We start from the raw sequence: 25,584 nt of genomic DNA, 5'->3' as shown, positions 1-25,584 counted from the left end.
TTTCGTGGCATTGCGTGGCAGTGGGCAGAGACGATCGATGGAGCTTCAGGGATCATGAGCGAGATGAATTCGGCTGCCGAGACGGCGGCCCCGCATCGTTATACGGCGGCCATGGCCGCCGACATCGAGGCACGCTGGCAGGACTTCTGGGACGCCGAGGGCACCTACGAGGCGCCGAACCCCTCCGGCGACCTGGCGGGCGACCCGGAGATCGCCGCACGGCCCAAGAAGTTCATCATGGACATGTTCCCGTACCCCTCCGGTGCGGGCCTGCACGTCGGTCACCCGCTGGGCTACATCGCCACGGACGTCTACGCCCGCCACCAGCGCATGACCGGCCACAACGTCCTGCACACCCTGGGCTTCGACGCCTTCGGCCTGCCGGCGGAGCAGTACGCCGTGCAGACGGGCACGCACCCGCGTGTGTCCACCGAGGCCAACATGGAGAACATGAAGGTCCAGCTGCGCCGGCTGGGCCTGGGCCACGACAAGCGCCGGTCGTTCGCCACGATCGACCCGGAGTACTACAAGTGGACCCAGTGGATCTTCCTGCAGATCTTCAACTCCTGGTACGACGAGGAGGCGGGCAAGGCCCGACCGATCGCCGAGCTGGTCGAGCAGTTCGAGAACGGCACCCGTGACGTCCCCGGCACGCGCGCGTGGAGCGAGCTGAGCCCCGCCGAGCGCTCCGACGTCCTGGGCGAGTACCGCCTGGCGTACGCCTCCGACGCGCCCGTCAACTGGTGCCCCGGCCTGGGCACGGTCCTGGCCAACGAGGAGGTCACCGCCGACGGCCGCTCCGAGCGCGGCAACTTCCCCGTCTTCAAGGCCAAGCTGCGCCAGTGGAACATGCGCATCACCGCCTACGCGGACCGGCTGCTGGACGACCTGGACGCGCTGGACTGGCCCGAGGCCATCAAGCTGCAGCAGCGCAACTGGATCGGCCGCTCCGAGGGCGCCCGTGTCGACTTCCGGGTCGGCGACGCCGGTGCCATCACCGTCTTCACCACCCGCCAGGACACCCTGTTCGGCGCCACCTACATGGTCCTGGCCCCGGAACACGACCTGGTCGAGAAGATCGTCCCGGCCGCCTGGCCCGAGGGCACCCACGACGTGTGGACCGGCGGGCACGCCACGCCGGCCGAGGCCGTCGACGCCTACCGCAAGCAGGCCGCCTCCAAGTCCGACGTCGAGCGACAGGCCGAGGCCAAGGACAAGACCGGCGTCTTCACCGGCGCGTACGCGATCAACCCGGTCAGCGGCGCGCGGGTCCCCGTCTTCATCGCCGACTACGTCCTGATGGGCTACGGAACCGGCGCGATCATGGCCGTCCCGGCGCACGACTCCCGGGACTTCGCCTTCGCCCGCGCCTTCGAGCTGCCGATGCGCTGCGTCGTCCAGCCCTCGGACGACCGCGGCACCGACACCTCCACCTGGGACGACGCCTTCTCCTCGTACGAGGCGAAGCTGGTGAACTCCGCGAACGACGAGATCTCCCTGGACGGTCTGGGCGTCGTCGAAGCCAAGGCGAAGATCACCGCCTGGCTGGCCGACCGCGGCATCGGCGAAGCCACCGTCAACTTCCGTCTGCGGGACTGGCTGTTCAGCCGCCAGCGCTACTGGGGCGAGCCCTTCCCGATCGTCTACGACGAGGACGGCGTCGCACACTCGCTGCCCGAGTCGATGCTGCCGCTGGAGCTGCCGGAGGTCGAGGACTACTCCCCGCGCACCTTCGACCCGGACGACGCCGACACCCAGCCCGAGACCCCGCTGTCGCGCAACGAGGACTGGGTCAACGTGACCCTGGACCTGGGCGACGGGCCGAAGAAGTACCGCCGCGAGACCAACACCATGCCCAACTGGGCCGGTTCGTGCTGGTACGAGCTGCGCTACCTGGACCCGAACAACTCCGAGAAGCTGGTCGACCCGGCCATCGAGCAGTACTGGATGGGCCCGCGCGAGGGCATGCCGACCGGCGGCGTCGACCTGTACGTCGGCGGCGCCGAGCACGCCGTACTGCACCTGCTGTACGCGCGGTTCTGGTCCAAGGTGCTGTTCGACCTGGGGCACATCTCCTCGGCCGAGCCGTTCCACAAGCTCTACAACCAGGGCATGATCCAGGCCTTCGTCTACCGCGACGCGCGCGGGATCGCCGTCCCGGCGGCCGAGGTGGAGGAGCGTGACGGCGGCTTCTGGTACCAGGGCGAGAAGGTCAGCCGGGTCCTGGGCAAGATGGGCAAGTCCCTGAAGAACGCCGTCACCCCGGACGAGATCTGCGCCGAATACGGCGCCGACACGCTGCGCCTGTACGAGATGGCCATGGGCCCCCTGGACGTCTCCCGGCCGTGGGACACGCGCGCGGTGGTCGGCCAGTACCGGCTGCTGCAGCGCCTGTGGCGCAACATCGTCGACGAGTCGACCGGCGAGGTCACCGTCGTGGACACCGCGCCCGACGAGGACACGCTGCGCGCCCTGCACAAGGCCATCGACGGCGTCTCGCAGGACATGGCGGGCATGCGTTTCAACACCGCCATCGCCAAGGTCACCGAGCTGAACAACCACCTGACGAAGGCGGGCGGGGCGGTCTCCCGGCCGGTCGCCGAGCAACTGGTGCTGCTGGTCGCCCCGCTGGCCCCGCACATCGCCGAGGAGCTGTGGCGCAAGCTGGGCCACACCGGCTCGGTCGTCCACCAGGACTTCCCGGTGGCCGACCCGGCGTACGTCGTGGACGAGACGGTGACCTGCGTCGTGCAGATCAAGGGCAAGGTCAAGGCGCGCCTGGAGGTCTCCCCGTCGATCACCGACGCGGAGCTGGAGGCGCTGGCGCTGGGCGACGCGCACGTGGTCGCGGCGCTGGGCGGAGCACAGATCCGCAAGGTGATCGTGCGCGCGCCGAAGCTGGTCAACATCGTCGCCTAGAGAGGGTCCGGATCGTCGCCTAGGGAGGGTCCGGGTGGGACCGGCGTCCGCCCGCGGCTCAGGCGGGCCTCTCCGGACGCGACCCAGGGGCGGACACCGCCGTCGCGGCCCCGGCGAGGTGTGAGGGGTTTCCCCTACGGGCAGGTTGGGGGTTCCGATGGAACCCTCGGCCTGCCCCTTCCGTTTACCGTGGAGGAACGACTATCGCGGGAACTCGACCGCCGAGGACTCGAAACCGCCGGAGGGGCGCACATGGAAGCCGTCATCGTGATCCTGGCGCTGCTCTTCTTCGCCTTCGTGGCGCTGGGGGTGTACGCCACGGTGAAGGTCGTCAAGGCCGCCAAGCGGGGCGTCGACCGCACGATCACACAGGCCCGGCGCACGGTCGAGGACACGACGCTGCGCGCCAAGAGCTTCGGCCAGGTCGGCGTCGCCGGCGAACTGGCCCAGCTGCGTCTCTCGCTGCGCACGTCGATGCGGGCCACGCAGGAGGCCCTGCGTGCGGGTGTCGCCGAGGACGCCTCGCTGAAGGAGACCCTCGACCTCTTCCACCGGCTGAGCGCCCACGGGCAGGAGCTGGACGGAGAGCTCAAGCGGCTGGAGCGGGAGCCGGACCGGGTGAGGGTGTCCGGTCAGCTCGCCGACCTGCGGCAGCGCACCGAGCAGATCACGAGGTCGGCGGACTCCCTCCGCTGGGCGGCCAGGGACCGGGCGCAGAAGTTCGCCGAGGACGACCTGTCCTCACTGAGCGCGCAGATCGACCTGGAGGCCGGGGCCCTGCGCCATTGGTCGGGCGCGGACGCGCAGGGGCGCGACGCGGCCGACTTCTCCTGGCCCGAGGCGGGTACGGCGGAGCCGGAGGCCGCGCGGGAACAGGTCTGGCCCGCGGAATCCGACGCGGAGCCCGAGGTGCCCGGCACGCCGGGCGCGACCGGTGCGAACGGCGGCGAACGGGACCGTCAGGCTCCGCCCGCGATCACCGGGCGCGACCCGCGGCAGGCGGGCTATCCGTGGGAGAAGTCGGCGCGGCCGGAGACCACCACCTGACGCGAGTGATCGCCGGGCGGGGGCCGGGCTGCCGTGGGGCGCTCTCGGCGGGTAACCTCCCGCTCATGTCCCGGCATGTCGCGATCGTCACCGATTCCACGGCCTACCTGCCACCCCAGACGATGGAGCGGCACGGCATCACAGCAGTGCCGCTGACAGTCGTCATCGGTGACCGGGCCCTCGAGGAGGGCACCGAGATCTCGGCGCGCTCCCTGGCCCAGGCCCTCCAGAAGCGACGGCCGGTGACCACCTCGCGGCCGAGCCCCGAGGTCTTCGCGGCCGCCTATCGCTCCCTGGCCGAGGCCGGCGCGCGGAGCATCGTCTCGCTCCATCTCTCCGGAGAGTTCTCCGGTACGTACGACGCCGCCGTCCTGGCGGCCAAGGACGCGCCCGTACCCGTACGGGTCGTGGACACCCGCATGGTCGGGATGGCGCTCGGGTTCTGCGCGCTGGCGGCGGCCGAGGCCGTGGAGGCGGGCGGCTCGCTCGACGAGGCCGTCGCGGCGGCCGAGAAGCGAGCCTCGGGCACCTCCGCCTTCTTCTACGTCGACACGCTGGAGTACCTCCGCAGGGGAGGGCGCATCGGAGCCGCCCAGGCGTTGCTGGGCTCCGCGCTCGCGGTGAAGCCCCTCCTCGAACTCGACGGCGGGCGGATCGAACTGCGCGAGAAGGTGCGCACGGCGTCGAAGGCGATCGCCCGTCTCGAGGAGATCGCCGTGGAGCGGGCGGGGACCGGGCCGGTGGACGTCGCCGTGCACCACCTGTCCGCACCCGAGCGGGCCGCCGTCCTGGCCGACCGCCTGCGGGCGCGGATGACCGGCGTGGAGGCGTTGCAGGTGAGCGAAGTGGGAGCGGTGATCGGCGCCCACACGGGGCCGGGGCTCCTCGCGGTCGTGGTCTCGCCCCGCTGACCCGTCCTCTTCCTCGTGCGGGTCTTTCCCTCGGTGAGCCTTCCCTCGTGTGAGTGACGGAGTTATCCACAACTGGCCCTGTCTGCACCGAAATCGAGAGGTCTCGGCTGGTTGCGGCCGACGTGCCTACCGTCTTGTCCATGGCTCTTCGCACACCTTCCGACTCACGGACGACGTCGTCCGTACCGCCCGCGTCGTCTGTACCGTCCCCACCCTCCCCACCGTCCCCACCCTCCCCACCGTCCCCGTCGTCCGCGCCCCCGGCCTCCTCGGGCGCGCGCGCCTCCTCCTCGCCGGCCACGGCACCCGTGCCCGACGGGCAGCGGGCCCCGGCCGCCGTGCCGCGCGCGAGGACCTCGGCCGCGACCAGCGGTCCCGGGCGGGAGCCCGGGTCGGACGGCCGGTTCCGTGGCGGCGGGCGCGGCACGCTTTCCGGGCGTGCTCCCCGGCGGGTCCGCAGAAGGCACGCGCTCGCGGCGGCCGGCGCTGCCGTCAGGGAGCGGGGCGAGGCCCTCTTCCCGCACGCCGGGGGCCCCGGCCCCGCCGACCCTCCCGCCCCCGCCGTCGTCGCCGCACCGGCCGTGGAGCCGGAGCGGCGCGAGCGGCCGGAGCGGGCGGGGCCGCGGCGGCGGGAGCGGTGGGCGCTCGCGCTCGGGGAACGGCTGCCGCTGTGGGCGCAGTCGAGGTGCGGCCTCGAGCCGAGGGCGCTGGTCGCGCTGGCCGTGGTCCTGCTGGTGGCCGCCGGGCTGGCAGGGCGCCACTACTGGGCGGGACGGCCCGAGGCGGTCCGCGCACCCGAGTTCGTGCGGACCGCGCCGCTGCCGGAGAGCGGGGCGTCTCCTCCGTCCACGGCGCTCCCCGCCCCGACGTCGGGGGCACCGCCGTCGGCCGTGGTGGTCGACGTCGGCGGCAAGGTGCTGCGGCCCGGGGTGCTGACCCTGCCGAGCGGATCACGGGTGGCCGACGCCCTGCGTGCGGCGGGAGGAGTCCGGCCGGGGACGGACGTCACCGGTCTCAACCGGGCCCGGGTCCTCATGGACGGTGAACAGGTCGTCGTCGGTCTGCCGACGACGGCCGGCGGCGGACCGGTGAACGGGTCCCTCGTCGGCGGCGGGGCGGGCGGCGGCTCCGTGGCCGGGACGCGGGCGATGCCGCTGAGCCTCAACGCGGCGACGGTGGAGCAGCTCGACACCCTGCCCGGCGTCGGGCCGGTCCTCGCCCAGCACATCGTCGATCACCGCGTGGAACACGGCGGGTTCCGGTCGGTCGCCGAGCTGCGAGAGGTCAACGGCATCGGTGAGCGCCGGTTCGCGGATCTCGAACCCCTGGTCCGGCCGTGAGCCGGCCGGGGACGGGGACGCGAGCGCTCACCCTGGCTCGGCAGGCGCCAGGTCCGGCCGACGAGGGGCCCGTCGGCGGCCGTGACCCGCGCGGTCCGGGTGACGAGGGGCCGGCCGATCTGCGGCTCGTGCCCCCGGCGTTGGCTGCGTGGGGAGCGGCCGCGGTCGCGGTGGGCCTCCCCGGACGGTGGACCCTGGGCGGGGTGCTGGCCTGCCTCGCCGGAGCGTTGCTCCTGCTCCTCCCCGTGGCGACCCGGGCCCGGCGCCAAGCGGCGTGGCGGCTCAAAGCCACCGCGACGGCGGCGGCGTTGCTCTGCGCGGCGGCCGGGGCCGCGTCCGGCGGGCTGCACGCGGCGGACCTGACGCGAGGGCCGGTGCCCGCCCTCGCGGGGGAGTACGCCCGGGTGAGCGCCGAGCTGGCGGTCACCTCCGACGCGCGGCTCACGCGGCCCCGGATCCGGGGCGACCACGCGGCCCCGGTCTCCGTCGTGCTGGAGGCCGAGGCGGCCCGGATCGCGAGGCCCGACGGGTCGGCGCACCGGACCAGGACACCGGTCCTGGTGATCGTGCCGGCGGGAGAGGGCCGGGAGCGGTGGTTGCGGCTGCTGCCCTCCACGCGGCTGCGGGTCGACGGCCGTCTCGCTCCGACGACCCGTCAGGGCGAGCCGTTCGCCGCGGTGCTGCGGGTCGAGGGGGCGGGCCCTCCACGGATCACGGGCCCGCCGAACACCCCGCAGCGCACGGCGGGGAAGCTGCGGGCCGGACTGCGACGGGCCACCGAGGGTCTCGGGCCGGACGCGCGGGCACTCCTGCCCGGCCTGGTCGTGGGGGACACCTCGCGGATCGAGCCCGAACTGAGCGATGCCTTCCAGGCCACGGACCTCACCCACCTGCTGGCGGTCTCGGGATCCAACCTCACGATCGTGCTGCTGCTCCTGGTCGGCCGCCCCGGCAGCGCCCTGCGTGCGGAGCGCGGAGGACTCGCGCCGCGGCTCGGCATCCCGCTGCGCTCCACGGCGCTGCTCGGAGGCGGGCTCACCCTGGCCTTCGTCATCGTCTGCCGGCCCGATCCGAGCGTGCTGCGAGCGGCGGCCTGCGGCCTGGTCGCCCTGCTCGCCATCGGCACGGGGCGGCGCCGGTCGCTGCTTCCCGCGCTCGCCGCGGCGGTGCTGCTGCTGGTGCTGTACGACCCGTGGCTGGCCCGGAGTTACGGATTCCTGCTCTCCGTGCTCGCCACCGGGGCACTGCTCACGATCGCGCCCCGCTGGAGTGACGCCCTGCGGCGGCGCCGGGTGCCGGGACGTGCGGCGGAGGCGCTGGCCGCGGCTCTGGCGGCCCAGGCGGTGTGCGCGCCGGTGGTGGCGGTCTTCGCCGCCCGGGTGAGCCTGGTCGCGATTCCCGCCAACCTCCTCGTGGAGCCGGCGGTCGCACCCGCGACGGTGCTCGGGTTCGCCGTCCTCGCGCTGGCACCGGTGTCCCTGCCGGCCGCGGAGCTGGTCGCCCGGGTCGCGGCCTGGCCCGCCGAGTGGATCGCCACGGTCGCCCGTGCCGGGGCGGCGCTGCCGGGCGCGGAGGTGACCTGGCCGGGAGGCCTGCCGGGCGGGCTGCTCCTGGCAGCCGTCTGCGTGCTGATGGTGCTCGGCGCGCGGAAGCTGCCGTGGCGGCGGTGGATCGGTGCCGGGTGCGCCGTCCTGCTGCTCGTCGTGGTGCTCCGGCCGGCGCCGCTGGCCCGGCTGGTCACGGGATGGCCGCCGCCGGACTGGGCGTTCGCGATGTGCCAGGTCGGGCAGGGCGACGCCACCGTCCTCGCGGCCGGCGGCGGGACGGCCGTCGTGGTGGACGCCGGGCCCGATCCGGCGCTGGTGGACCGCTGCCTGCGCGACCTGGGGATCCGCCGGATCCCGCTGCTCGTCCTCACGCACTTCCACGCGGACCATGTCGCCGGGCTGGCGGGGGTGATGCGGGGGCGGGCCGTCGGGGCGATCCAGACGACGGGGCTGGACGATCCGCCGGGGCAGGCCGCCTTCGTACGGCGCACGGCGGCCGCGGCCGGGGTCCCGGTCGTCCGGGCCGTGCCCGGGGAACGACGGCGTCTGGGGACGCTGGAGTGGCAGGTGTTGTGGCCCCGTGCGGCGCCGGACGCGAGGGGAGCGGAGGACTTTGGACCGAACGACGCCAGCGTCACCCTGCTCGTGCGGACGGCGGGAGGGCTGACGCTGCTTCTCCTGGGGGACCTCGAACCTCCTGCCCAGCGCGGCCTGTCACGGTCCTACCCGGCTCTGCGTCCGGTGGACGTGCTCAAGGTCGCCCACCACGGTTCCGCGCATCAGGATCCCGGACTGATGCGGGCGGTCCGGCCCCGGCTGGCCCTGGTGTCGACGGGGCGCGACAACCCGTACGGGCATCCCTCGCCCCGGACCCTCGACGCGCTGCGGGCCGGCGGGGCGCGGGTGCTCAGGACGGACAGGGACGGCGCGATCGCGGTGGCGGGGGCGGGCTCGGCCCTGCGCGCCCTGCCGAGGGGTAACGGCCTATGAGCGGCACCCATCCTTGTAAAGGAAGCTTTCTAAAGATAGCTTTACATCATGGGGAAGCACGAACAGCCGCGCAGCATCAGCCTCACGGACCCCCGGGCCCTGCGGGCGTACGCACATCCCACGCGGATGAGGCTCGTCGGGATGCTGCGGGCCGACGGGCCGTTCACCGCCACCCGGGCGGCCGAGCTGACCGGGGAGTCGGTGGCCAGTTGCTCCTACCACCTGCGGATACTCGCGAAGTACGGGCTCGTGGAGGAGGCGCCGGGCGGCCGGGGGCGGGAGAAGCCCTGGCGGGCGACGGCTCGCTACACCGACTGGCCGGGGGACAGTGAGGACGCCTCGGTCGCGGAGGCGGCGGACGCGCTGAGCGCCGCGGTCGCCGAGCTGTATTTCGGGCGGGTCCTGAGGGCCATGGAGGACCGGCGGAGCCTGCCGCGGGAGTGGCGGGAGGCCGAGCAGCTCGGCGACTCCCTCCTCTACCTCACGCCCGCCGAGCTGACGGCGTTGGGCGAGCGGGTCGACGACCTGTTGCGGCCCTACGAGGACCGTGAGACGGACCCGTCGCTCCGGCCGGAGGGGGCCAAGCCCGTCAGCGTGCTGCGGATCGCCTACCTCGACCGCGAGACCCTCGCCGCGCAGGGCGACGCGATCGACCCGGCCGCCCCGGGCCGGTCCGACGACCCCGACACCCGCCCATGACGCCGCCCCCGGCCCTGACGCCGAATCTGCCCCTGCCCGTGACTCCGGCCCTGCCCATGACTCCGGCCCCGGCCCCGGCCCCGGCCCTGACGCCGAGCCCGCCGAGCGGGTCGCCCCTGACGAGGAGTGAGAGATGACACTCGCCGCCCGCGTACCCGCGCTCCTGCGGGAGCGGTCCTTCCGGAGGTACTGGACGGGCCAGACGGTCTCGCTCGTCGGCGACCAGATATCGCTCATCGCGATCCCCCTCGCCGCGGTGCTCGTCCTGGGGGCCGACGCCGCCGAGATGGGCTGGCTCAAGACGGCCGAGCTGCTGCCCGCGCTCCTTCTCAACCTGCCTCTCGGCGCGTGGGCCGACCGGCAGGCACGCCGGAGACGCGCCATGATCGCCGCCGACCTCGGACGGGCGGCGCTCCTGGTGACGCTCCCCGTCGCCTACCTGCTCGACGCCCTCACGCTCGGACAGCTCTACGCGGTCGCGTTCGGGGTCGGGGCGCTGAGCGTGCTGTTCGAGGCCTGCAACGCCGCGCTGTTCGTGGCCCTCGTCCCCACCGAGCGCTACGTCCAGGCCAACGCCCTGGTCAACGGCGGCCGTTCCACCGCCTGGCTGGCCGGCCCGGGCATCGGCGGCGTGCTGGTGCAGGTCCTCACCGCCCCCTTCGCGCTGCTCGCCGACGCCCTCACCTATCTGCTCTCGGCGTGCTTCCTGGCCAGGATCCACCCCGTCGAACCCCCGCCCGCGCCGGTCGGGAAGGGGCACTTCACCGCGGGACTGCGCTGGGTCGTGCGGAACCCCTCCATGCGGGCCCTGTTCGCGGCCTCCGGCACGATCCAGTTCTTCAACTACATGTTCCACACCCTGTTCGTGCTGTACGCGACTGCCGAACTCGGCCTGAGCGCGGGCGTGCTCGGCGCGGTCCTCGGCGCGGGAGCCGTGGGAGGGCTGATCGGCGCCGCGTGTGCGGGGACGGTCGTGCGGCGGTTCGGCATCGGCCCGTCGATCACGGGCGGCTTCCTCGGCTTCACCCTGCCGCTGTTGCTGATCCCCCTCGCCGAAGGGCCCACCGCCCTGGTCGTCGCCCTGCTGTTCGGCGCGGAGTTCCTGTCCTGCGTCGGGGTGATGATCGTCGACATCGCCGCCGGTTCCTTCCAGATGGCGCTGATACCCGACGCCGTCCGGGCCCGGGTCATGGGGGCGTTCCGGACGCTGAACCACGGCTTCCGTCCGCTCGGCGCACTCGCCGGCGGCTTCCTCGGCACCGCCATCGGGCTGCGTCCGACGCTGTGGGTCGCGACCGTCGGAGCGGTGTTCGCCGTGCTGTGGCTGCTGCCGTCACCGCTGCCCCGTACGCGCGACCTGCCCGCACCGGCCGAGGAGGCCGTCCCCGTGGCCTGAGGTCCTGGATCACCCGGCGCCCGCCCGGGCAGACTGGACGGATGACCGCCCCGGAACCCGCCCCGCAGACCGCATCGACCGCCTGGCCTCCCCCCGCGACGGTGGACGCCTACCTCCGGCGCATCGGTGCCGCGCGACCGGCCCGGCCCGACGCGGCGGCCCTGCGCGAGCTGCATCTGCGGCACCTGCGGAGCGTCCCCTTCGAGAACCTCTCCCTCCACCTCGGCGAGGACGTCGTCCTGGAGGAGAAGGCGCTGCTCGACAAGGTGGTCGGCGCCCGCAGGGGCGGCTTCTGCTACGAGCTCAACACCGCGTTCGCCGTCCTGCTCCGCGCGCTCGGCTTCCCGGTCGCCCTCGTCCAGGCGCGGTGTTTCGACGGCGAGGGCCGGCTCGGCATCCCGTACGACCACATGGGCGTCGTGGTGGGGACACCGGAGGGGCGATGGCTCGCGGACGTCGGCTTCGGCGACCACAGCCACTTCCCGACGGCCCTGGACGAGCGCGGTGACCAGGCGGATCCGGGCGGCACGTTCCGCATCGTGGAGACGGACGAAGGGGATTTGGACGTGCTGCGGGACGGGAAGCCGCAGTACCGGCTGGAGCCGCGGCCACGGACCGCGGCGGACTTCACGGCGGGCGCCTGGTACCACCGCACCTCGCCGGACTCGCACTTCACGCGCTCACTCGTCTGCTCCCGGCTGACCGAGCAGGGCCGGATCACGCTCAGCGGCCACAAGCTCGTCACCCGCGCGCAGGGCCGGCGCACCGAGCGGCTGCTGGACGGTGACGACCAGGTGCGCGCCGCCTACCGCGACCTGTTCGGCATCGTGCTGACCGAGCTGCCGGTCCTCCGCCCCCCGGGGGAGCGGCCCCGCCGGGCTGGCGGCGCTCTGACGGCCCCCGCGGGCTGACGCCGGGCCCAGCGCCGGAGCGTCGGCCGGGCTGGCGCCGGGCCGAACGCCGGAGCGCCGGGTCCCGCGAGGGACGAGGCGGCGGGACCCCCGCGCCGCCCGCCCCGTTACGGAGCCTCCAGCCAGCCTTCGTACTCCGCGGCGAGCGCGTCGAGCGCCCCCGCGTCCAGCCGGTTCTCGGGGTCCTCCACGACGACCAGCCACTGGGCGTCCTCCGCGTCGTCCTCACCCGCCAGGGCGTCCCTGACGAGCTGCGGCTCCTCGGCGACGCCGAAGCGGGCGGGCAGCTCCTCGGCGACCTCCTCGGCGGCGTCGCGGTCCGGGAGTACGAGTACGTGTCGTTCGCTCACCGGGCCATTCTCCGGTACGGCCGCGGCGATCCGGGCGGGGGTGTCGGTGGCCCGTGGGATGCTGGGACGCGATGGCACCCAGGAAGAATTCGACCGACGACCTCCTCGCCCCCGTGACGCTCGCCGTGGGCCAGGAGGACCTGCTCCTCGACCGAGCCGTGCAGGAGGTGGTGGCGGCCGCCCGCGCCGCCGACGCGGACACGGACGTGCGCGACCTCACCAGCGACCAGCTCCAGCCCGGCACGCTGGCGGAGCTGACGAGCCCGTCGCTCTTCGCCGAGCGCAAGGTCCTGATCGTGCGCAACGCCCACGACCTCTCCGCCGACACGATCAAGGACGTCAAGGCGTACATCGACGCGCCGATCGAGGAGATCACGATCGTGCTGCTCCACGCGGGCGGCGCCAAGGGCAAGGGCCTGCTCGACGCGGCGCGCAAGGCGGGCGCCCGCGAGGTGGCCTGCCCCAAGACGACGAAGCCCGCGGAGCGGCTGACGTTCGTACGGCAGGAGTTCCGGGCGCTGGGGCGCTCGGCCACGCCCGAAGCGTGCCAGGCGCTGGTCGACTCCATCGGCAGCGACCTGCGGGAGCTGGCCTCGGCGGTATCGCAGCTGACCGCGGACGTGGAGGGCACCATCGACGAGGCGATCGTCGGGCGGTACTACACGGGCCGGGCCGAGGCGTCCTCGTTCAACGTCGCCGACCGGGCGGTGGAGGGGCGGGCCGCGGAGGCGCTCGAAGCGCTGCGCTGGTCGCTGTCGACTGGAGTCCCGGCGGTCCTCATCACCAGCGCGCTCGCCCAGGGCGTCCGCGCGATCGGCAAGCTGTCGTCGGCGCGCGGCGGCCGGCCGGCCGACCTGGCCAGGGAGCTGGGCATGCCGCCGTGGAAGATCGACCGCGTCCGCCAGCAGATGCGGGGCTGGACGCCGGACGGCGTCTCGCTCGCCCTGCGCGCGGTGGCCGAGGCGGACGCGGGCGTGAAGGGCGGCGGCGACGACCCGGAGTACGCCCTGGAGAAGGCGGTCGTCGCGGTGGCGAGGGCGGCCAGACTCCGCCGCTAGCCGCTAGCCGCTAGCCGGGGCCGCCGACCCGCAGAACGTCCCGGCGGCCCGCTGAAGGTCTGCCGGTCGGTCGGTCCTGCCGGCCCGCTGAAGGTCTGCCGGTCGGGCCCGTCCCGCCCGGCCATGCCCCGATGCGCGTCCGGCTGGTGTGCCGCAGGCCCCGCCGGCCTGTGCGGCGTACGGCGAAGGCCCCGCTCTCTCCTGGGGAAGGAGAGGAACGGGGCCTTCGGCGTAAGACGGGGTGGGCCCGTACACGCGTGGCGAACGCGTATCGCGTACGAGTCCGGGGTGCCGGTTGGGAGCGGGAGAGAGGGCCCGCTGGGTCCCGTCCGGCGTCACATCAGAGCTCAGCCCTGCAGGGCGGCAACCTTGGTGGCCAGCGCCGACTTCTTGTTGGCGGCGGCGTTCTTGTGGATGACACCCTTCGAGACAGCCTTGTCGAGCGCGCGGGAGGCGGCGCGGGAAGCCACGACGGCCTTCTCGACGTCACCCGCGGCGACGGCCTCGCGGGCCTTGCGGATCGCGGTCTTGAGCGAGGACTTGACGGCCTTGTTGCGCAGGCGCGCCTTCTCGTTCGTCTTGTTCCGCTTGATCTGGGACTTGATGTTCGCCACGAAAAGAGCCTTTTCAGGTTCGATGATGTTTCTGAGTGTGTGACCCCGTAGCTGAGAGGGCGTACGAGACACAGCTGTCCACGGTATCAGGCGCCCTCGGTGCCGCCCAAACCGAGCGCCGCACCGCACTCGTGGGACCATGGAGCCTACGTATCGATCCGACATCGCCCCGAGACGAGACCCTGCGTGCCCGCGACTCCTACCCACGTGCCCGAGCCGAGCCGTACCGACCCGGCGCTGATCCGCAACTTCTGCATCATCGCGCACATCGACCACGGCAAGTCGACCCTTGCCGACCGGATGCTCCAGCTGACCGGTGTCGTCGACCAACGGCAGATGCGCGCCCAGTACCTCGACCGGATGGACATCGAGCGCGAGCGCGGCATCACCATCAAGTCCCAGGCGGTCCGTCTTCCCTGGGCGCCCACCGAGGGCGCGGGTCAGGGCAGGACCCACATCCTCAACATGATCGACACCCCCGGGCACGTCGACTTCACGTACGAGGTCTCCCGCTCCCTCGCGGCCTGCGAGGGCACGGTCCTGCTCGTGGACGCGGCCCAGGGCATCGAGGCGCAGACCCTCGCGAACCTGTACCTGGCGATGGAGAACGACCTCACCATCGTCCCCGTACTGAACAAGATCGACCTGCCGGCCGCCCAGCCGGAGAAGTTCTCCGAAGAGCTCGCCAACCTCATCGGCTGCCAGCCCGAGGACGTGCTCAAGGTCTCGGCCAAGACGGGCCTGGGCGTCGAGGCGCTCCTGGACCGGGTCGTGCAGAACGTCCCGGCCCCCGTCGGTGTCGCCGACGCCCCCGCCCGCGCGATGATCTTCGACTCGGTCTACGACTCGTACCGCGGTGTCGTGACGTACGTCCGTGTCGTCGACGGACAGCTCAACAAGCGCGAGCGCATCAAGATGATGTCGACCGGCGCCACCCACGAACTCCTGGAGATCGGCGTCTCGTCCCCCGAGATGACGTCGGCCGACGGCATCGGCGTCGGCGAGGTCGGCTACATCATCACCGGTGTGAAGGACGTCCGTCAGTCCAAGGTGGGTGACACGATCACCTCCCTGAACAAGGGCGCGACCGAGGCGCTCGGCGGGTACAAGGACCCGAAGCCCATGGTCTTCTCGGGGCTCTACCCGCTGGACGGCTCGGAGTACCCGGACCTGCGCGAGGCCCTCGACAAGCTGCAGCTCAACGACGCCGCGCTGGTCTACGAGCCGGAGACCTCCGCCGCGCTCGGCTTCGGCTTCCGCGTCGGCTTCCTCGGTCTGCTCCACCTGGACGTGATCCGGGAGCGTCTGGAGCGCGAGTTCGGTCTCGACCTGATCGCCACCGCCCCCAACGTGGTCTACCGCGTGGTCATGGAGGACGGCAGCGAGCACACGGTCACCAACCCGAGCGAGTTCCCCGAGGGCAAGATCAGTGACGTGTACGAGCCGGTCGTACGCGCCACGATCCTGGCCCCGAGCGAGTTCATCGGCGCGATCATGGAGCTGTGCCAGACCCGCCGCGGCACGCTGCTGGGCATGGACTACCTCTCCGAGGACCGGGTGGAGATCCGCTACACCCTCCCCCTCGCCGAGATCGTCTTCGACTTCTTCGACCAGCTGAAGTCCAAGACGCGCGGATACGCCTCCCTCGACTACGAGCCCACCGGCGAGCAGGCCTCCAGCCTGGTCAAGGTGGACATCCTGCTGCACGGCGACAAGGTGGACGCGTTCTCGGCGGTCACCCACAAGGACGCGGCGTACGCGTACGGCGTGCGGCTCGTCGCCAAGCTGCGCGAGCTGATCCCGCGGCAGGCGTTCGAGGTGCCCATCCAGGCCGCCATCGGCTCCCGGGTCATCGCCCGCGAGACCATCCGCGCGATCCGCAAGGACGTCCTCGCCAAGTGCTACGGCGGTGACATCTCCCGTAAGCGGAAGCTGCTGGAGAAGCAGAAGGAAGGCAAGAAGCGGATGAAGATGGTCGGCTCGGTGGAGGTCCCGCAGGAGGCCTTCATCGCCGTGCTGTCGAGCGACGACTCCGCGGGCGGCAAGAGCAAGAAGTAGTCGGCCGCCCGGGCCGGCCGGCCTGCCGGGTCACCCGATCGGGCCCCGGGTCGATCGGACGATTAGCTGACGGATACATCGAACGGGCCCCCGCACGCATGGTGCGGGGGCCCGTTCGGCGTTCGTTCTGTTATCAACCGGGTATGAAGCGGCGGCCCGCAGGCTCTTACGCACCGGACTTCGGCCATCTAGTCTGATCCCGGATCGCAGGTTACTCGCCAGTTAGATACGCACCGCCAGATCGCACCACCAGCAGGCACCGCCGCCGCCCGGAGGACGTCGTGAGCGACACACTGACCCAGATCGAGAACCGGCCGCCCTCCGTGGCGACCCTCTTCCTTGAGCGCGTGGCGCGGACTCCCGACGCGGAGGCCTATCGCTACCCGGTCCCGGCCGCCTCCGGCCAGGGACCCGACGAATGGAAGTCGCTCAGCTGGGAGCAGGCAGCCGAGCGGGTCTACGCCATCGCCGCCGGTCTGATCGGCCTCGGCGTCCAGTCGGAGGAGCGGGTGGCGCTGGCCTCCGCCACCCGGGTGGAGTGGATCCTGGTCGACCTCGGCGTGATGTGCGCGGGCGCCGCGACCACCACGGTCTATCCGCAGACCAACGCCGAGGAGTCGGCGTTCATCCTCGCCGACTCCGAGTCCAAGGTCCTCATCGCCGAGGACGCGGCCCAGGTGGCCAAGGCCCGGGAGCGCCGCGCCGAGCTGCCCGGCCTCCACCACGTCGTCGTCATCGACCCCACCGGCGTCGAGACGGACGACTGGGTCCTGACCCTCGCCGACCTGGAGTCGCGCGGGAAGGCGTACCTGGAGACCCACGCCGAGGCCGTGAAGGAGCGCGTCGCGGCCATCACCGCCGACCAGCTCGCCACCCTCATCTACACCTCGGGCACCACGGGTCGTCCCAAGGGCGTCCGCCTCCCGCACGACAACTGGTCGTACATGGCCAAGGCCATCGCGTCGACGGGCCTGGTCACCAAGGACGACGTCCAGTACCTGTGGCTGCCGCTCGCGCACGTCTTCGGCAAGGTGCTGACCTCCGGACAGATCGAGGTCGGGCACGTCACCGCCGTCGACGGCCGCATCGACAAGATCATCGTGAACCTGCCGGTCGTCCAGCCCACGTACATGGCCGCCGTGCCCCGCATCTTCGAGAAGGTCTACAACGGGGTCGCCGCCAAGGCGCGCGAGGGCGGTGGCGCCAAGTACAAGATCTTCCAGTGGGCCGCCGGCGTCGCCCGGGAGTACGCCAAGGTCACCCAGGACAACTTCCGCCGCACCGGCACCGCCTCCGCCCCCTTCGGGCTCGCCACCCAGCACAAGATCGCTGACGCGCTGGTCTACAAGAAGCTGCGCGAGGCGTTCGGCGGCCGGCTCCGCGCCGCGGTCTCCGGATCGGTCGCGCTGGCGCCCGAGATCGGCTACTTCTTCTCCGGCGCCGGCATCCACATCCTGGAGGGGTACGGCCTCACCGAGTCCAGCGCGGCGAGCTTCGTCAACCCCGGCGAGGCGTACCGCACCGGCACGGTCGGCAAGCCGCTGCCCGGCTGCGAGGTCCGCATCGCCGACGACGGCGAGATCCTGCTGCGCGGCCCCGGCATCATGGAGGGCTACCACGGCCTGCCGGAGAAGACGGCCGAGGTACTGGAGCCGGACGGCTGGTTCCACACCGGCGACATCGGCGAGCTGTCGGCCGACGGCTACCTGCGGATCACCGACCGCAAGAAGGACCTGTTCAAGACGTCGGGCGGGAAGTACATCGCGCCGACCGAGGTCGAGGGCCAGTTCAAGGCCGTCTGCCCGTTCGTCTCCAACATCGTGGTCCTCGGCGCCGACCGCAACTACTGCAGCGCGCTCATCGCCCTCGACGAGCCCGCCATCCTCGGCTGGGCGGCCGAGCAGGGCCTCGGCGGCAAGACCTACGCGGAGGTCGTGGCGGCTCCCGAGACCGAGAAGCTGGTCCAGGGCTACGTCGACCGCCTCAACGAAGGCCTGCAGCGCTGGCAGACGATCAAGAAGTTCCGTCTCCTGCCGCGCGACCTCGACGTCGAGCACGGCGAACTCACGCCGAGCCTGAAGATGAAGCGGCCCGTGGTGGAGCGCACGTACAAGCACCTCATCGAGGACATGTACGCGGGGTCGCGCGAGGCCTGACGCACGTGGGCCGGACCCGCGAGGCGCCGGACCCGCGTGGGGCCGGGACCGGCGGGCCGGCGGCCTCTCCGGGGTGACCGGGTTCTCCACAGGAGCCCGGTCGTCCACAGGGCGACGGTCCACCTCGGGCGGTACGGGACAATGGGTTCATGCCTTCCGTACTGCCCGATGGTGAGCCCATGCCCGAGACCGGGGCGCTGCCCGCGCACGCCCTGGAAGGGGCGGCCGAGCGGCCCCTCGGGTTCTATCTGCACGTGCCCTACTGCGCGACGCGCTGCGGGTACTGCGACTTCAACACCTACACCGCCAGCGAGCTGCGCGGCAGCGGGGGCGTGCTCGCCTCCCGTGACAACTACGCCGAGCAGGTCGTCGAGGAGATCAGACTCGCCCGGAAGGTGCTCGGCGACGACCCCCGGCCGGTGCGGACCGTCTTCGTGGGCGGCGGGACGCCGACGCTGCTCGCCGCCGGAGACCTCGTGCGGATGCTGGGGGCGATCCGGGACGAGTTCGGGCTCGCCGACGACGCCGAGGTGACGACCGAGGCGAACCCGGAATCGGTGGACCCGGCGTATCTGGCGGAGCTGCGCGAGGGCGGGTTCAACCGCGTCTCCTTCGGCATGCAGAGCGCGCGGCAGCACGTTTTGAAGGTCCTGGACCGGACGCACACGCCCGGACGTCCCGAGGCGTGCGTCGCTGAGGCGCGGGCCGCCGGCTTCGAGCACGTCAACCTCGATCTGATCTACGGCACGCCGGGCGAGACCGACGACGACTGGCGGGCATCGCTCGGCGCCGCGATCGGCGCCGGCCCCGACCACGTCAGCGCCTACGCGCTGATCGTGGAGGAGGGCACGCAGCTGGCGCGGCGGATCCGGCGCGGCGAGGTGCCGATGACCGACGACGACGTGCACGCGGACCGTTATCTGATCGCCGACGCCGTCTTCGCCGAGGCCGGCTTCGCGTGGTACGAGGTCTCGAACTGGGCCACGTCCGAGGCCGGGCGCTGCCTGCACAACGAGCTGTACTGGCGCGGCGCCGACTGGTGGGGCGCGGGGCCGGGCGCCCACAGCCACGTGGGCGGTGTGCGGTGGTGGAACGTCAAGCACCCGGGCGCGTACGCGGCCGCGCTGGCGGAGGGACGCTCCCCGGGGGCGGGGCGCGAGATTTTGTCGGCGGAGGACCGGCGCGTGGAGCGGGTCCTCCTGGAGCTGCGGCTCCGGGAGGGCGTCGAGCTCGCGCTCCTGCGGCCGGCGGGGCTCGCCGCGGCCCGCAAGGCACTGGCCGACGGCCTCCTCGCCGCCGAGCCCTACGCCGCCGGCCGCGCGGCCCTCACCCTGCGGGGCCGCCTCCTCGCGGACGCGGTGGTGCGGGACCTGGTGGACTAGGGCGTGTCCCGGCTCCCGGGAGGGCCCCCGTCCGTCGGGCCCACGCCCCTCGGGAGCCATCGCCCCGACGGGCCACGCCCCTCGGGGCCCCGTCCCGCCGGCCCACGCCCCTCGGGGAGTGCCCGCCTGCCCGGTCCGGCGACGGTGGGCGGCCTGCGCCCGCCCACCGTCGTCCCGAAGCGGGCTACGGCGCCGTCACGAAGTCGATCAGCTCCTCGACCCTGCCGAGCAGCGCCGGTTCCAGGTCCTTGTAGGAGCGGACCTTCGACAGGATGTGCTGCCAGGCCGCGCCCGTGTTCTCCGGCCAGCCGAGGGCGCGGCACACGCCCGTCTTCCAGTCCTGGCCCCTGGGGACCACCGGCCAGGCCGGGATGCCGACGGAGGACGGCTTCACCGCCTCCCACACGTCGATGTACGGGTGGCCGACGACCAGGACGTCCGGCGACGAGACGCGGGACGCGATACGGGACTCCTTCGAGCCCTCGACCAGGTGGTCCACCAGGACGCCGAGCCGGGCGTCCGGCGCGGGCCCGAAGTCGGCGACGATGGCGGGAAGGTCGTCGACGCCCTCCAGGTACTCCACGACCACGCCCTCGATGCGCAGGTCGTCGCCCCACACCCGCTCCACCAGTTCGGCGTCGTGGCGGCCCTCCACGTAGATGCGACCGGCGCGCGCGACCCGGGCCCGGGCGCCCGGCACCGCGATCGAACCCGAGGCCGTGCGGGCGGGCCGGACCGGCGCGCCCGCGGCGGGCCGTACGAGGGTGACCACGCGCCCCTCGAGGAGGAAGCCGCGCGGTTCCATCGGGAAGACCCGGTGCTTGCCGAAGCGGTCCTCCAGGGTCACCGTGCCCGCCTCGCAGCGGATCACCGCCCCGCAGAAGCCCGTCGACACCTCCTCCACGACGAGGTCGACGTCCGCCGGCACCTCCGGTACGGGGGCCGGCTTCTTCCACGGGGGCGTGAGATCGGGGTTGTAGCTCCGCATTCGCGCGACGTTATGACACTCCGAACCGCCGTGCCAGCTCATCGCGCTGCGTCCGCACGAACGCCGCGTCCACGACCGCCCCGTGCCCCGGCACGTACACCGCGTCCTCCCCGCCCAGCCGCAGCAGCCGGTCGAGCGCCGCCGGCCACTGCGAACCGATGGCGTCCGGGCCGGCCTGCGGCTCGCCGGACTCCTCCACCAGGTCGCCGCAGAACACGATCTCCGGGGCGCCGGGGACGAGGAGCACCAGGTCGTGCCCCGAGTGACCCGGACCCACGTTGGCCAGCAGCACCTGGCGGCCGCCCAGGTCCAGCGTCCACTCCCCGGACACCGTGTGGCGCGGCGCCACCAGGGTGTCGGCCGCCTCCGTCGCCGCGGCCTCGTCGACCCCGTGGTGCACCGCGTCCGCCCGCAGCGCCTGCCGTTCCCGCCGCAGGAGGTCGTCGACGCCCACCGCCCCGAAGACCTCCGCCCCGGAGAACGCCGCGGTGCCGAAGACATGATCGAAGTGCGGGTGGCTCAGTGCGATGTGCGTCACCTTGCGGCCGGTCATGCTCTCCACCTGGCATCGCAGCTCCCCGCCCTCCCGGAGCGTGGAACCCGTGTCATACAAGAGGACCGACCTCTCGCCGAGCACCAGACCCACCGTGGCGTCCCAGCCGGGCAGCCGCCGCCGCCCCACCCCGTCCGCGAGCCGTTCCCAGCCGAACTCTTCCCAACCGACGTCCATACGGCGACGCTATCCGCTACGACGGAGCCACGGGGCGGCCGGGTGGCGGCCACAGCGCGGACACGGACCGGCCACGGCGGGACCACAGGACGGCCACGGCACGACCACGCGGCGGCCACAAGGCGGCTCGGGCACGGCCTCCTTGCCAGGAGTGACGCCCGCCGCCGTACACTTGCCGGGGGTTTCCTGGCACTCGAACAGGGCGAGTGCCAAACACGGAGCAACCGGATCGACAGCTGGAGGTGTGCGACATGCTCAGCGAACGCAGACTCGAGGTGCTGCGCGCCATCGTCCAGGACTATGTCGGGACGGAGGAGCCGGTGGGCTCCAAGGCGCTCACGGAGCGCCACAAGCTCGGCGTGTCACCCGCCACGGTGCGCAACGACATGGCCGTCCTGGAGGACGAGGGCTACATCGCCCAGCCCCACACCAGCGCCGGCCGCATCCCCACCGACAAGGGCTACCGCCTCTTCGTCGACCGGCTGGCCGGCGTCAAGCCGCTGTCGACGCCGGAGCGGCGCGCCATCCACAACTTCCTCGACGGCGCCGTGGACCTCGACGACGTCGTGGGCCGCACGGTCCGCCTGCTCGCGCAGCTGACCCGCCAGGTCGCCGTCGTGCAGTACCCGTCGCTGACCCGTTCGACCGTCCGGCACGTGGAGCTGCTGTCGCTGGCTCCCGCCCGCCTGATGCTGGTCCTGATCACGGACACCGGCCGGGTCGAGCAGCGGGTGATCGACTGCCCGGCGCCGTTCGGGGAGACCTCGCTGGCGGATCTGCGGGCCCGGCTCAACAGCCGGGTCGTCGGCCGCCGTTTCGCGGACGTGCCGCAGCTGGTGCAGGATCTCCCGGAGTCCTTCGAGGAGACGGAGGACCGGGGCACGGTCTCGACGGTGCTCGCGACCCTGCTGGAAACCCTGGTGGAAGAGCACGAGGAACGGCTGATGATCGGCGGCACCGCCAATCTCACCCGCTTCGGGCACGACTTCCCCCTGACGATCAGGCCGGTGCTGGAAGCACTCGAGGAGCAGGTCGTGCTCCTCAAGCTGCTCGGCGAGGCCAAGGACTCGGGCATGACCGTACGGATCGGGCACGAGAACGCCCACGAGGGGCTCACCTCCACGTCCGTCGTCGCGGTCGGCTACGGTTCGGGCGACGAGGCAGTCGCCAAACTCGGCGTGGTCGGACCGACCCGCATGGACTACCCCGGAACGATGGGAGCGGTACGCGCAGTGGCACGTTACGTCGGACAGATCCTGGCGGAGTCGTAAGTGGCCACGGACTACTACGCCGTACTCGGCGTGCGCCGCGACGCGTCCCAGGACGAGATCAAGAAGGCATTCCGTCGGCTCGCCCGCGAGCTGCACCCGGATGTCAATCCCGATCCGAAGACGCAGGAGCGCTTCAAGGAGATCAACGCCGCCTACGAGGTGTTGTCGGACCCGCAGAAGAAGCAGGTCTACGACCTCGGCGGCGACCCGCTGTCCGCGTCGGGCGGTGGCGGCGGAGCCGGCGGCTTCGGCCAGGGCGGCTTCGGGAACTTCTCCGACATCATGGACGCGTTCTTCGGCACGGCGTCGCAGCGCGGACCGCGCTCGCGCACCCGCCGCGGCCAGGACGCCATGATCCGTCTGGAGATCGACCTCAACGAGGCCGCCTTCGGTACGACCAAGGACATCCAGGTCGACACGGCGGTCGTCTGCACGACCTGCTCCGGCGAGGGTGCCGCGCCCGGCACCTCCGCGCAGACCTGTGACATGTGCCGCGGCCGCGGTGAGGTGTCCCAGGTGACCCGTTCCTTCCTGGGCCAGGTCATGACCTCGCGGCCGTGCCCCCAGTGCCAGGGCTTCGGGACGGTCGTCCCGACGCCGTGCCCGGAGTGCGCGGGCGACGGGCGGGTCCGCTCGCGTCGCACGCTGACCGTGAAGATCCCGGCCGGTGTCGACAACGGCACCCGCATCCAGCTGGCCGGCGAGGGCGAGGTCGGCCCCGGCGGCGGCCCGGCCGGTGACCTGTACGTCGAGATCCACGAGGTCCCGCACGAGACCTTCCAGCGGCGCGGTGACGACCTGCACTGCACGGTCACGATCCCGATGACGGCGGGCGCGCTCGGCACGAAGGTGCCGCTGCAGACCCTCGACGGCGTCGAGGAGGTCGACATCCGTCCCGGAACGCAGTCCGGGCAGTCGATCCCGCTGCACGGGCGCGGCATCACGCACCTGCGCGGCGGCGGGCGCGGCGATCTGATCGTGCACGTCGAGGTCATGACGCCGTCGAAGCTGGACCCGGAGCAGGAGCGCCTGCTGCGCGAACTGGCCAAGCTGCGGGGCGAGGAGCGCCCGACCGGGCAGTTCCAGCCGGGGCAGCAGGGGCTGTTCTCGCGCCTGAAGGACGCGTTCAACGGGCGCTAGGACGCAACCGGAAGAGGTCGCGGCCCAGGCACGGGTCTCCGGCGACCCCGGCCCACCGGAGGGCGCCGTTCGCACACCGCGGACGGCGCCCTCCGTCGTTTCGGTCTCCGAGCCCGCTCGTGACACGATGCCCGCATGTCCACGACCGCACTGAACGATCTGTCCCGCTACCCGATCGTGCAGGCCCCCATGGCGGGTGGCGCCTCGTGTCCGCAGCTGGCCGCAGCCGTGTGCGAGGCCGGAGGGCTCGGCTTCCTGGCCGCCGGCTACAAGACCGCGGGCGGCCTGTACCAGGAGATCAAGCAGGTGCGCGGGCTGACCGGCCGGCCCTTCGGCGTCAACCTCTTCATGCCGCAGAGCGGCCAGCACGCAGACCCCGCCGCCGTCGAGATGTACCGCCACCAGCTCGCCGGCGAGGCCACCTGGTACGAGACCGCCCTCGGCGACGCCGACAGCGGGCGCGACGACGCGTACGACGCCAAGCTGGCCATCCTCCTGGAGGACCCGGTCCCCGTCGTCTCCTTCACCTTCGGCTGCCCTGGCGCCGACACCCTGGAGGCGTTCGCCCGCGTCGGTACGTTCACCGTCGTCACCGTCACCTCCGCCGAGGAGGCCCAGGCCGCCCAGCGGGCCGGCGCCGACGCGGTCTGCGTCCAGGGCGTCGAGGCGGGCGGACACCAGGGAACCCACCGCGACGACCCCGAGGCCGACGCCGGGACCGGGCTCCTGGCGCTGGTCACCCTGGTCAAGGAGGCCGTGCACCTGCCGATCATCGCGGCCGGCGGGCTCATGCGCGGGGCGCAGATCGCCGCCGTGCTCGCCGCGGGCGCGGACGCCGCCCAGCTGGGCACCGCCTTCCTCGTCTGCCCGGAGTCGGGCGCGCACCCCCTGCACAAGCAGGCGATGACCCATCCGCTCTTCGCCCGCACCGAACTGACCCGGGCCTTCTCGGGCCGGCCGGCGCGCGGGCTCGTCAACCGCTTCGTCCGCGAGCACGGGCCGTACGCCCCCGCCGGTTACCCCGAGGTCCACCACCTCACCGCCCCTCTGCGCAAGGCCGCCGCCACCGCCGGCGACGCGCAGGGCATGGCCCTGTGGGCCGGCCAGGGCCACCGTCTCGCCCGTGAACTCCCGGCCGGCCAGCTCGTGGAGGTACTGGCCGCCGAGACCGACACCGCGCTCGCCGCGCTCACCGCGCCCGCACAGAGGAACGTGTGACATGACCGCCCCCGTCTTCGTCGTCGAGGCCGTCCCCGGCCCCGGCGCCTTCGTGCTCGACGGCCCGGAGGGCCGCCACGCCGTCTCCGTGAAGCGTCTGCGCGCGGGCGAGGAGATCGTCCTCACGGACGGGCGCGGAGCCTGGGCGGCGTGCGCGGTGACCGCGGCCGAGGACAAGGACCGGCTGACCGTCGAGGTGACGGCCACGCACCAGGACCCGGAGCCGACCCCCCGGATCACCGTCGTCCAGGCCCTGCCCAAGGGAGACCGGGGCGAGCTCGCCGTCGAGATCATGACGGAGACCGGTGTCGACGCGATCGTCCCCTGGGCCGCGTCCCGATGCATCACGCAGTGGAAGGGGGAGCGGGGGCTCAAGGCCCTGGCCAAGTGGCGGGCCACCGCCCGCGAGGCGGGGAAGCAGTCCCGCCGCACCCGCTTCCCCGAGGTCGCCGACGCCATGACCGGGAAGCAGGTGGCGGCCCTCCTCGCGCGGGCGGACTTCGCGGCCGTCCTGCACGAGGACCGCGCCCACCCCAGCGGAGCGCTCGCCGACGCCACGCTTCCGGCGGACGGTGAGATCGTGCTGGTCGTCGGGCCCGAAGGGGGCGTCTCCCCGGAGGAGCTGGCGCTCTTCGAGGAGGCGGGGGCCAAGCCGTACCGTCTGGGCCACAGCGTCCTGCGCACCTCCACCGCCGGCACGGCGGCGACGGCCCTCCTGCTGGGACGCACCGGCCGCTGGTCCTGAGGCGCGCGCGTTCGCCGTGTCCGGTCGTGGGCGTGCCGGGAGGGAGCGCCGGGTCGCGTTCGCCGTGCCCCGTCGTGGGCGCGCCCGTGCCGGCGGGCACGCGGACCGGTTGCG

20 protein-coding genes are annotated in these 25,584 nt (G+C 72.9%); 16 read left to right on the top strand and 4 right to left on the bottom strand.

From position 1 onward, the window contains the following. The first annotated feature begins 54 nt into the window (after positions 1-54). The 8 genes from leuS (at position 55) to AB0K65_RS23070 (ending at position 11,760) form a co-directional block, all read left to right on the top strand. The gene (gene leuS / locus AB0K65_RS23105; RefSeq protein ID WP_365719418.1) at positions 55-2,919 is read left to right on the top strand and encodes a leucine--tRNA ligase; all 2,865 of its coding nucleotides are present in this window, start codon (positions 55-57) and stop codon (positions 2,917-2,919) included. A 252-nt stretch (positions 2,920-3,171) separates the two neighbouring features. After that, a complete protein-coding gene (locus AB0K65_RS23100; RefSeq protein WP_365719416.1) occupies positions 3,172-3,966 on the top strand; it encodes a hypothetical protein in 795 nt (264 codons plus the stop codon). A gap of 65 nt (positions 3,967-4,031) precedes the next feature. Then, positions 4,032-4,877, top strand: coding sequence for a DegV family protein (locus AB0K65_RS23095; protein WP_365719414.1), 846 nt, complete (start codon positions 4,032-4,034; stop codon positions 4,875-4,877). A 308-nt stretch (positions 4,878-5,185) separates the two neighbouring features. After that, positions 5,186-6,217 (top strand): ComEA family DNA-binding protein, encoded by a 1,032-nt coding sequence (locus tag AB0K65_RS23090; protein ID WP_365719412.1) that lies wholly within the window; start codon positions 5,186-5,188, stop codon positions 6,215-6,217. A gap of 128 nt (positions 6,218-6,345) precedes the next feature. Beyond that, complete coding sequence (locus AB0K65_RS23085) at positions 6,346-8,754, top strand: ComEC/Rec2 family competence protein (protein ID WP_365719410.1); 2,409 nt, start codon at positions 6,346-6,348, stop codon at positions 8,752-8,754. Between the two features lie 48 nt (positions 8,755-8,802). Further along, complete coding sequence (locus AB0K65_RS23080) at positions 8,803-9,453, top strand: helix-turn-helix domain-containing protein (protein ID WP_365719408.1); 651 nt, start codon at positions 8,803-8,805, stop codon at positions 9,451-9,453. A 133-nt stretch (positions 9,454-9,586) separates the two neighbouring features. Continuing rightward, positions 9,587-10,849 carry an MFS transporter gene (locus AB0K65_RS23075; protein WP_365719406.1) on the top strand — a complete coding sequence of 421 codons (1,263 nt, stop codon included), beginning with the start codon at positions 9,587-9,589 and terminating at the stop codon, positions 10,847-10,849. A 41-nt stretch (positions 10,850-10,890) separates the two neighbouring features. Continuing rightward, positions 10,891-11,760, top strand: coding sequence for an arylamine N-acetyltransferase (locus AB0K65_RS23070; protein WP_365719404.1), 870 nt, complete (start codon positions 10,891-10,893; stop codon positions 11,758-11,760). 107 nt (positions 11,761-11,867) lie between these two features. On the opposite strand, the gene AB0K65_RS23065 is transcribed toward AB0K65_RS23070, so the two are convergent. After that, the gene (locus AB0K65_RS23065; RefSeq protein ID WP_365719402.1) at positions 11,868-12,110 is read right to left on the bottom strand and encodes a hypothetical protein; all 243 of its coding nucleotides are present in this window, start codon (positions 12,108-12,110) and stop codon (positions 11,868-11,870) included. Between the two features lie 71 nt (positions 12,111-12,181). On the opposite strand from AB0K65_RS23065, the gene holA reads away from it, so the two are divergent. Next, positions 12,182-13,168, top strand: a complete 987-nt coding sequence (holA, locus tag AB0K65_RS23060; protein WP_365719400.1) for a DNA polymerase III subunit delta — start codon at positions 12,182-12,184, stop codon at positions 13,166-13,168. 347 nt (positions 13,169-13,515) lie between these two features. Here holA and rpsT read toward each other — a convergent pair whose 3' ends face one another. After that, positions 13,516-13,782, bottom strand: coding sequence for a 30S ribosomal protein S20 (rpsT, locus tag AB0K65_RS23055; protein WP_137989361.1), 267 nt, complete (start codon positions 13,780-13,782; stop codon positions 13,516-13,518). A gap of 186 nt (positions 13,783-13,968) precedes the next feature. Between rpsT and lepA the strand changes: the two genes are divergently transcribed. The 3 genes from lepA (at position 13,969) to hemW (ending at position 19,378) form a co-directional block, all read left to right on the top strand. Next, complete coding sequence (lepA, locus tag AB0K65_RS23050; protein WP_365719398.1) at positions 13,969-15,840, top strand: translation elongation factor 4; 1,872 nt, start codon at positions 13,969-13,971, stop codon at positions 15,838-15,840. 281 nt (positions 15,841-16,121) lie between these two features. Then, positions 16,122-17,996 (top strand): AMP-binding protein, encoded by a 1,875-nt coding sequence (locus AB0K65_RS23045; protein WP_365719396.1) that lies wholly within the window; start codon positions 16,122-16,124, stop codon positions 17,994-17,996. Between the two features lie 149 nt (positions 17,997-18,145). Next, positions 18,146-19,378: a radical SAM family heme chaperone HemW gene (gene hemW, locus AB0K65_RS23040; protein ID WP_365719394.1), complete on the top strand. Its 1,233-nt coding sequence runs from the start codon at positions 18,146-18,148 to the stop codon at positions 19,376-19,378. A 184-nt stretch (positions 19,379-19,562) separates the two neighbouring features. Here hemW and AB0K65_RS23035 read toward each other — a convergent pair whose 3' ends face one another. Both AB0K65_RS23035 and AB0K65_RS23030 read right to left on the bottom strand, forming a co-directional pair. Next, positions 19,563-20,366 carry a DUF3097 domain-containing protein gene (locus AB0K65_RS23035; RefSeq protein WP_365719392.1) on the bottom strand — a complete coding sequence of 268 codons (804 nt, stop codon included), beginning with the start codon at positions 20,364-20,366 and terminating at the stop codon, positions 19,563-19,565. 10 nt (positions 20,367-20,376) lie between these two features. Then, positions 20,377-21,096 (bottom strand): MBL fold metallo-hydrolase, encoded by a 720-nt coding sequence (locus tag AB0K65_RS23030; protein WP_365719390.1) that lies wholly within the window; start codon positions 21,094-21,096, stop codon positions 20,377-20,379. Between the two features lie 251 nt (positions 21,097-21,347). Between AB0K65_RS23030 and hrcA the strand changes: the two genes are divergently transcribed. The 4 genes from hrcA (at position 21,348) to AB0K65_RS23010 (ending at position 25,470) form a co-directional block, all read left to right on the top strand. Continuing rightward, positions 21,348-22,367, top strand: a complete 1,020-nt coding sequence (hrcA, locus tag AB0K65_RS23025) for a heat-inducible transcriptional repressor HrcA (RefSeq protein ID WP_361434985.1) — start codon at positions 21,348-21,350, stop codon at positions 22,365-22,367. Further along, a complete protein-coding gene (dnaJ, locus tag AB0K65_RS23020) occupies positions 22,368-23,507 on the top strand; it encodes a molecular chaperone DnaJ (RefSeq protein WP_365719388.1) in 1,140 nt (379 codons plus the stop codon). It abuts the gene before it with no gap. 135 nt (positions 23,508-23,642) lie between these two features. After that, positions 23,643-24,725, top strand: coding sequence for a nitronate monooxygenase (locus AB0K65_RS23015; protein ID WP_365719386.1), 1,083 nt, complete (start codon positions 23,643-23,645; stop codon positions 24,723-24,725). 1 nt (position 24,726) lies between these two features. Beyond that, positions 24,727-25,470: a 16S rRNA (uracil(1498)-N(3))-methyltransferase gene (locus AB0K65_RS23010; protein ID WP_365719384.1), complete on the top strand. Its 744-nt coding sequence runs from the start codon at positions 24,727-24,729 to the stop codon at positions 25,468-25,470. The last annotated feature ends 114 nt before the right edge of the window (positions 25,471-25,584 follow it).

This window comes from Streptomyces sp. NPDC053755 (assembly GCF_040677675.1).
GTDB lineage: Bacteria > Actinomycetota > Actinomycetes > Streptomycetales > Streptomycetaceae > Streptomyces.
This window is presented reverse-complemented; position numbering and strand designations above follow the sequence as displayed.

Bases quoted from the DNA above. Each gene is read 5' to 3' on its own strand.
- AB0K65_RS23080 (WP_365719408.1), top strand. From the start codon at position 8,803: ATGGGGAAGCACGAACAGCCGCGCAGCATCAGCCTCACGGACCCCCGG.
- AB0K65_RS23075 (WP_365719406.1), top strand. From the start codon at position 9,587: ATGACACTCGCCGCCCGCGTACCCGCGCTCCTGCGGGAGCGGTCCTTC.
- AB0K65_RS23010 (WP_365719384.1), top strand. From the start codon at position 24,727: ATGACCGCCCCCGTCTTCGTCGTCGAGGCCGTCCCCGGCCCCGGCGCC.
- AB0K65_RS23100 (WP_365719416.1), top strand. From the start codon at position 3,172: ATGGAAGCCGTCATCGTGATCCTGGCGCTGCTCTTCTTCGCCTTCGTG.
- AB0K65_RS23030 (WP_365719390.1), bottom strand. From the start codon at position 21,096: ATGGACGTCGGTTGGGAAGAGTTCGGCTGGGAACGGCTCGCGGACGGG.
- hemW (WP_365719394.1), top strand. From the start codon at position 18,146: ATGCCTTCCGTACTGCCCGATGGTGAGCCCATGCCCGAGACCGGGGCG.
- holA (WP_365719400.1), top strand. From the start codon at position 12,182: ATGGCACCCAGGAAGAATTCGACCGACGACCTCCTCGCCCCCGTGACG.
- AB0K65_RS23015 (WP_365719386.1), top strand. From the start codon at position 23,643: ATGTCCACGACCGCACTGAACGATCTGTCCCGCTACCCGATCGTGCAG.
- AB0K65_RS23070 (WP_365719404.1), top strand. From the start codon at position 10,891: ATGACCGCCCCGGAACCCGCCCCGCAGACCGCATCGACCGCCTGGCCT.
- hrcA (WP_361434985.1), top strand. From the start codon at position 21,348: ATGCTCAGCGAACGCAGACTCGAGGTGCTGCGCGCCATCGTCCAGGAC.
- AB0K65_RS23035 (WP_365719392.1), bottom strand. From the start codon at position 20,366: ATGCGGAGCTACAACCCCGATCTCACGCCCCCGTGGAAGAAGCCGGCC.
- AB0K65_RS23095 (WP_365719414.1), top strand. From the start codon at position 4,032: ATGTCCCGGCATGTCGCGATCGTCACCGATTCCACGGCCTACCTGCCA.
- leuS (WP_365719418.1), top strand. From the start codon at position 55: ATGAGCGAGATGAATTCGGCTGCCGAGACGGCGGCCCCGCATCGTTAT.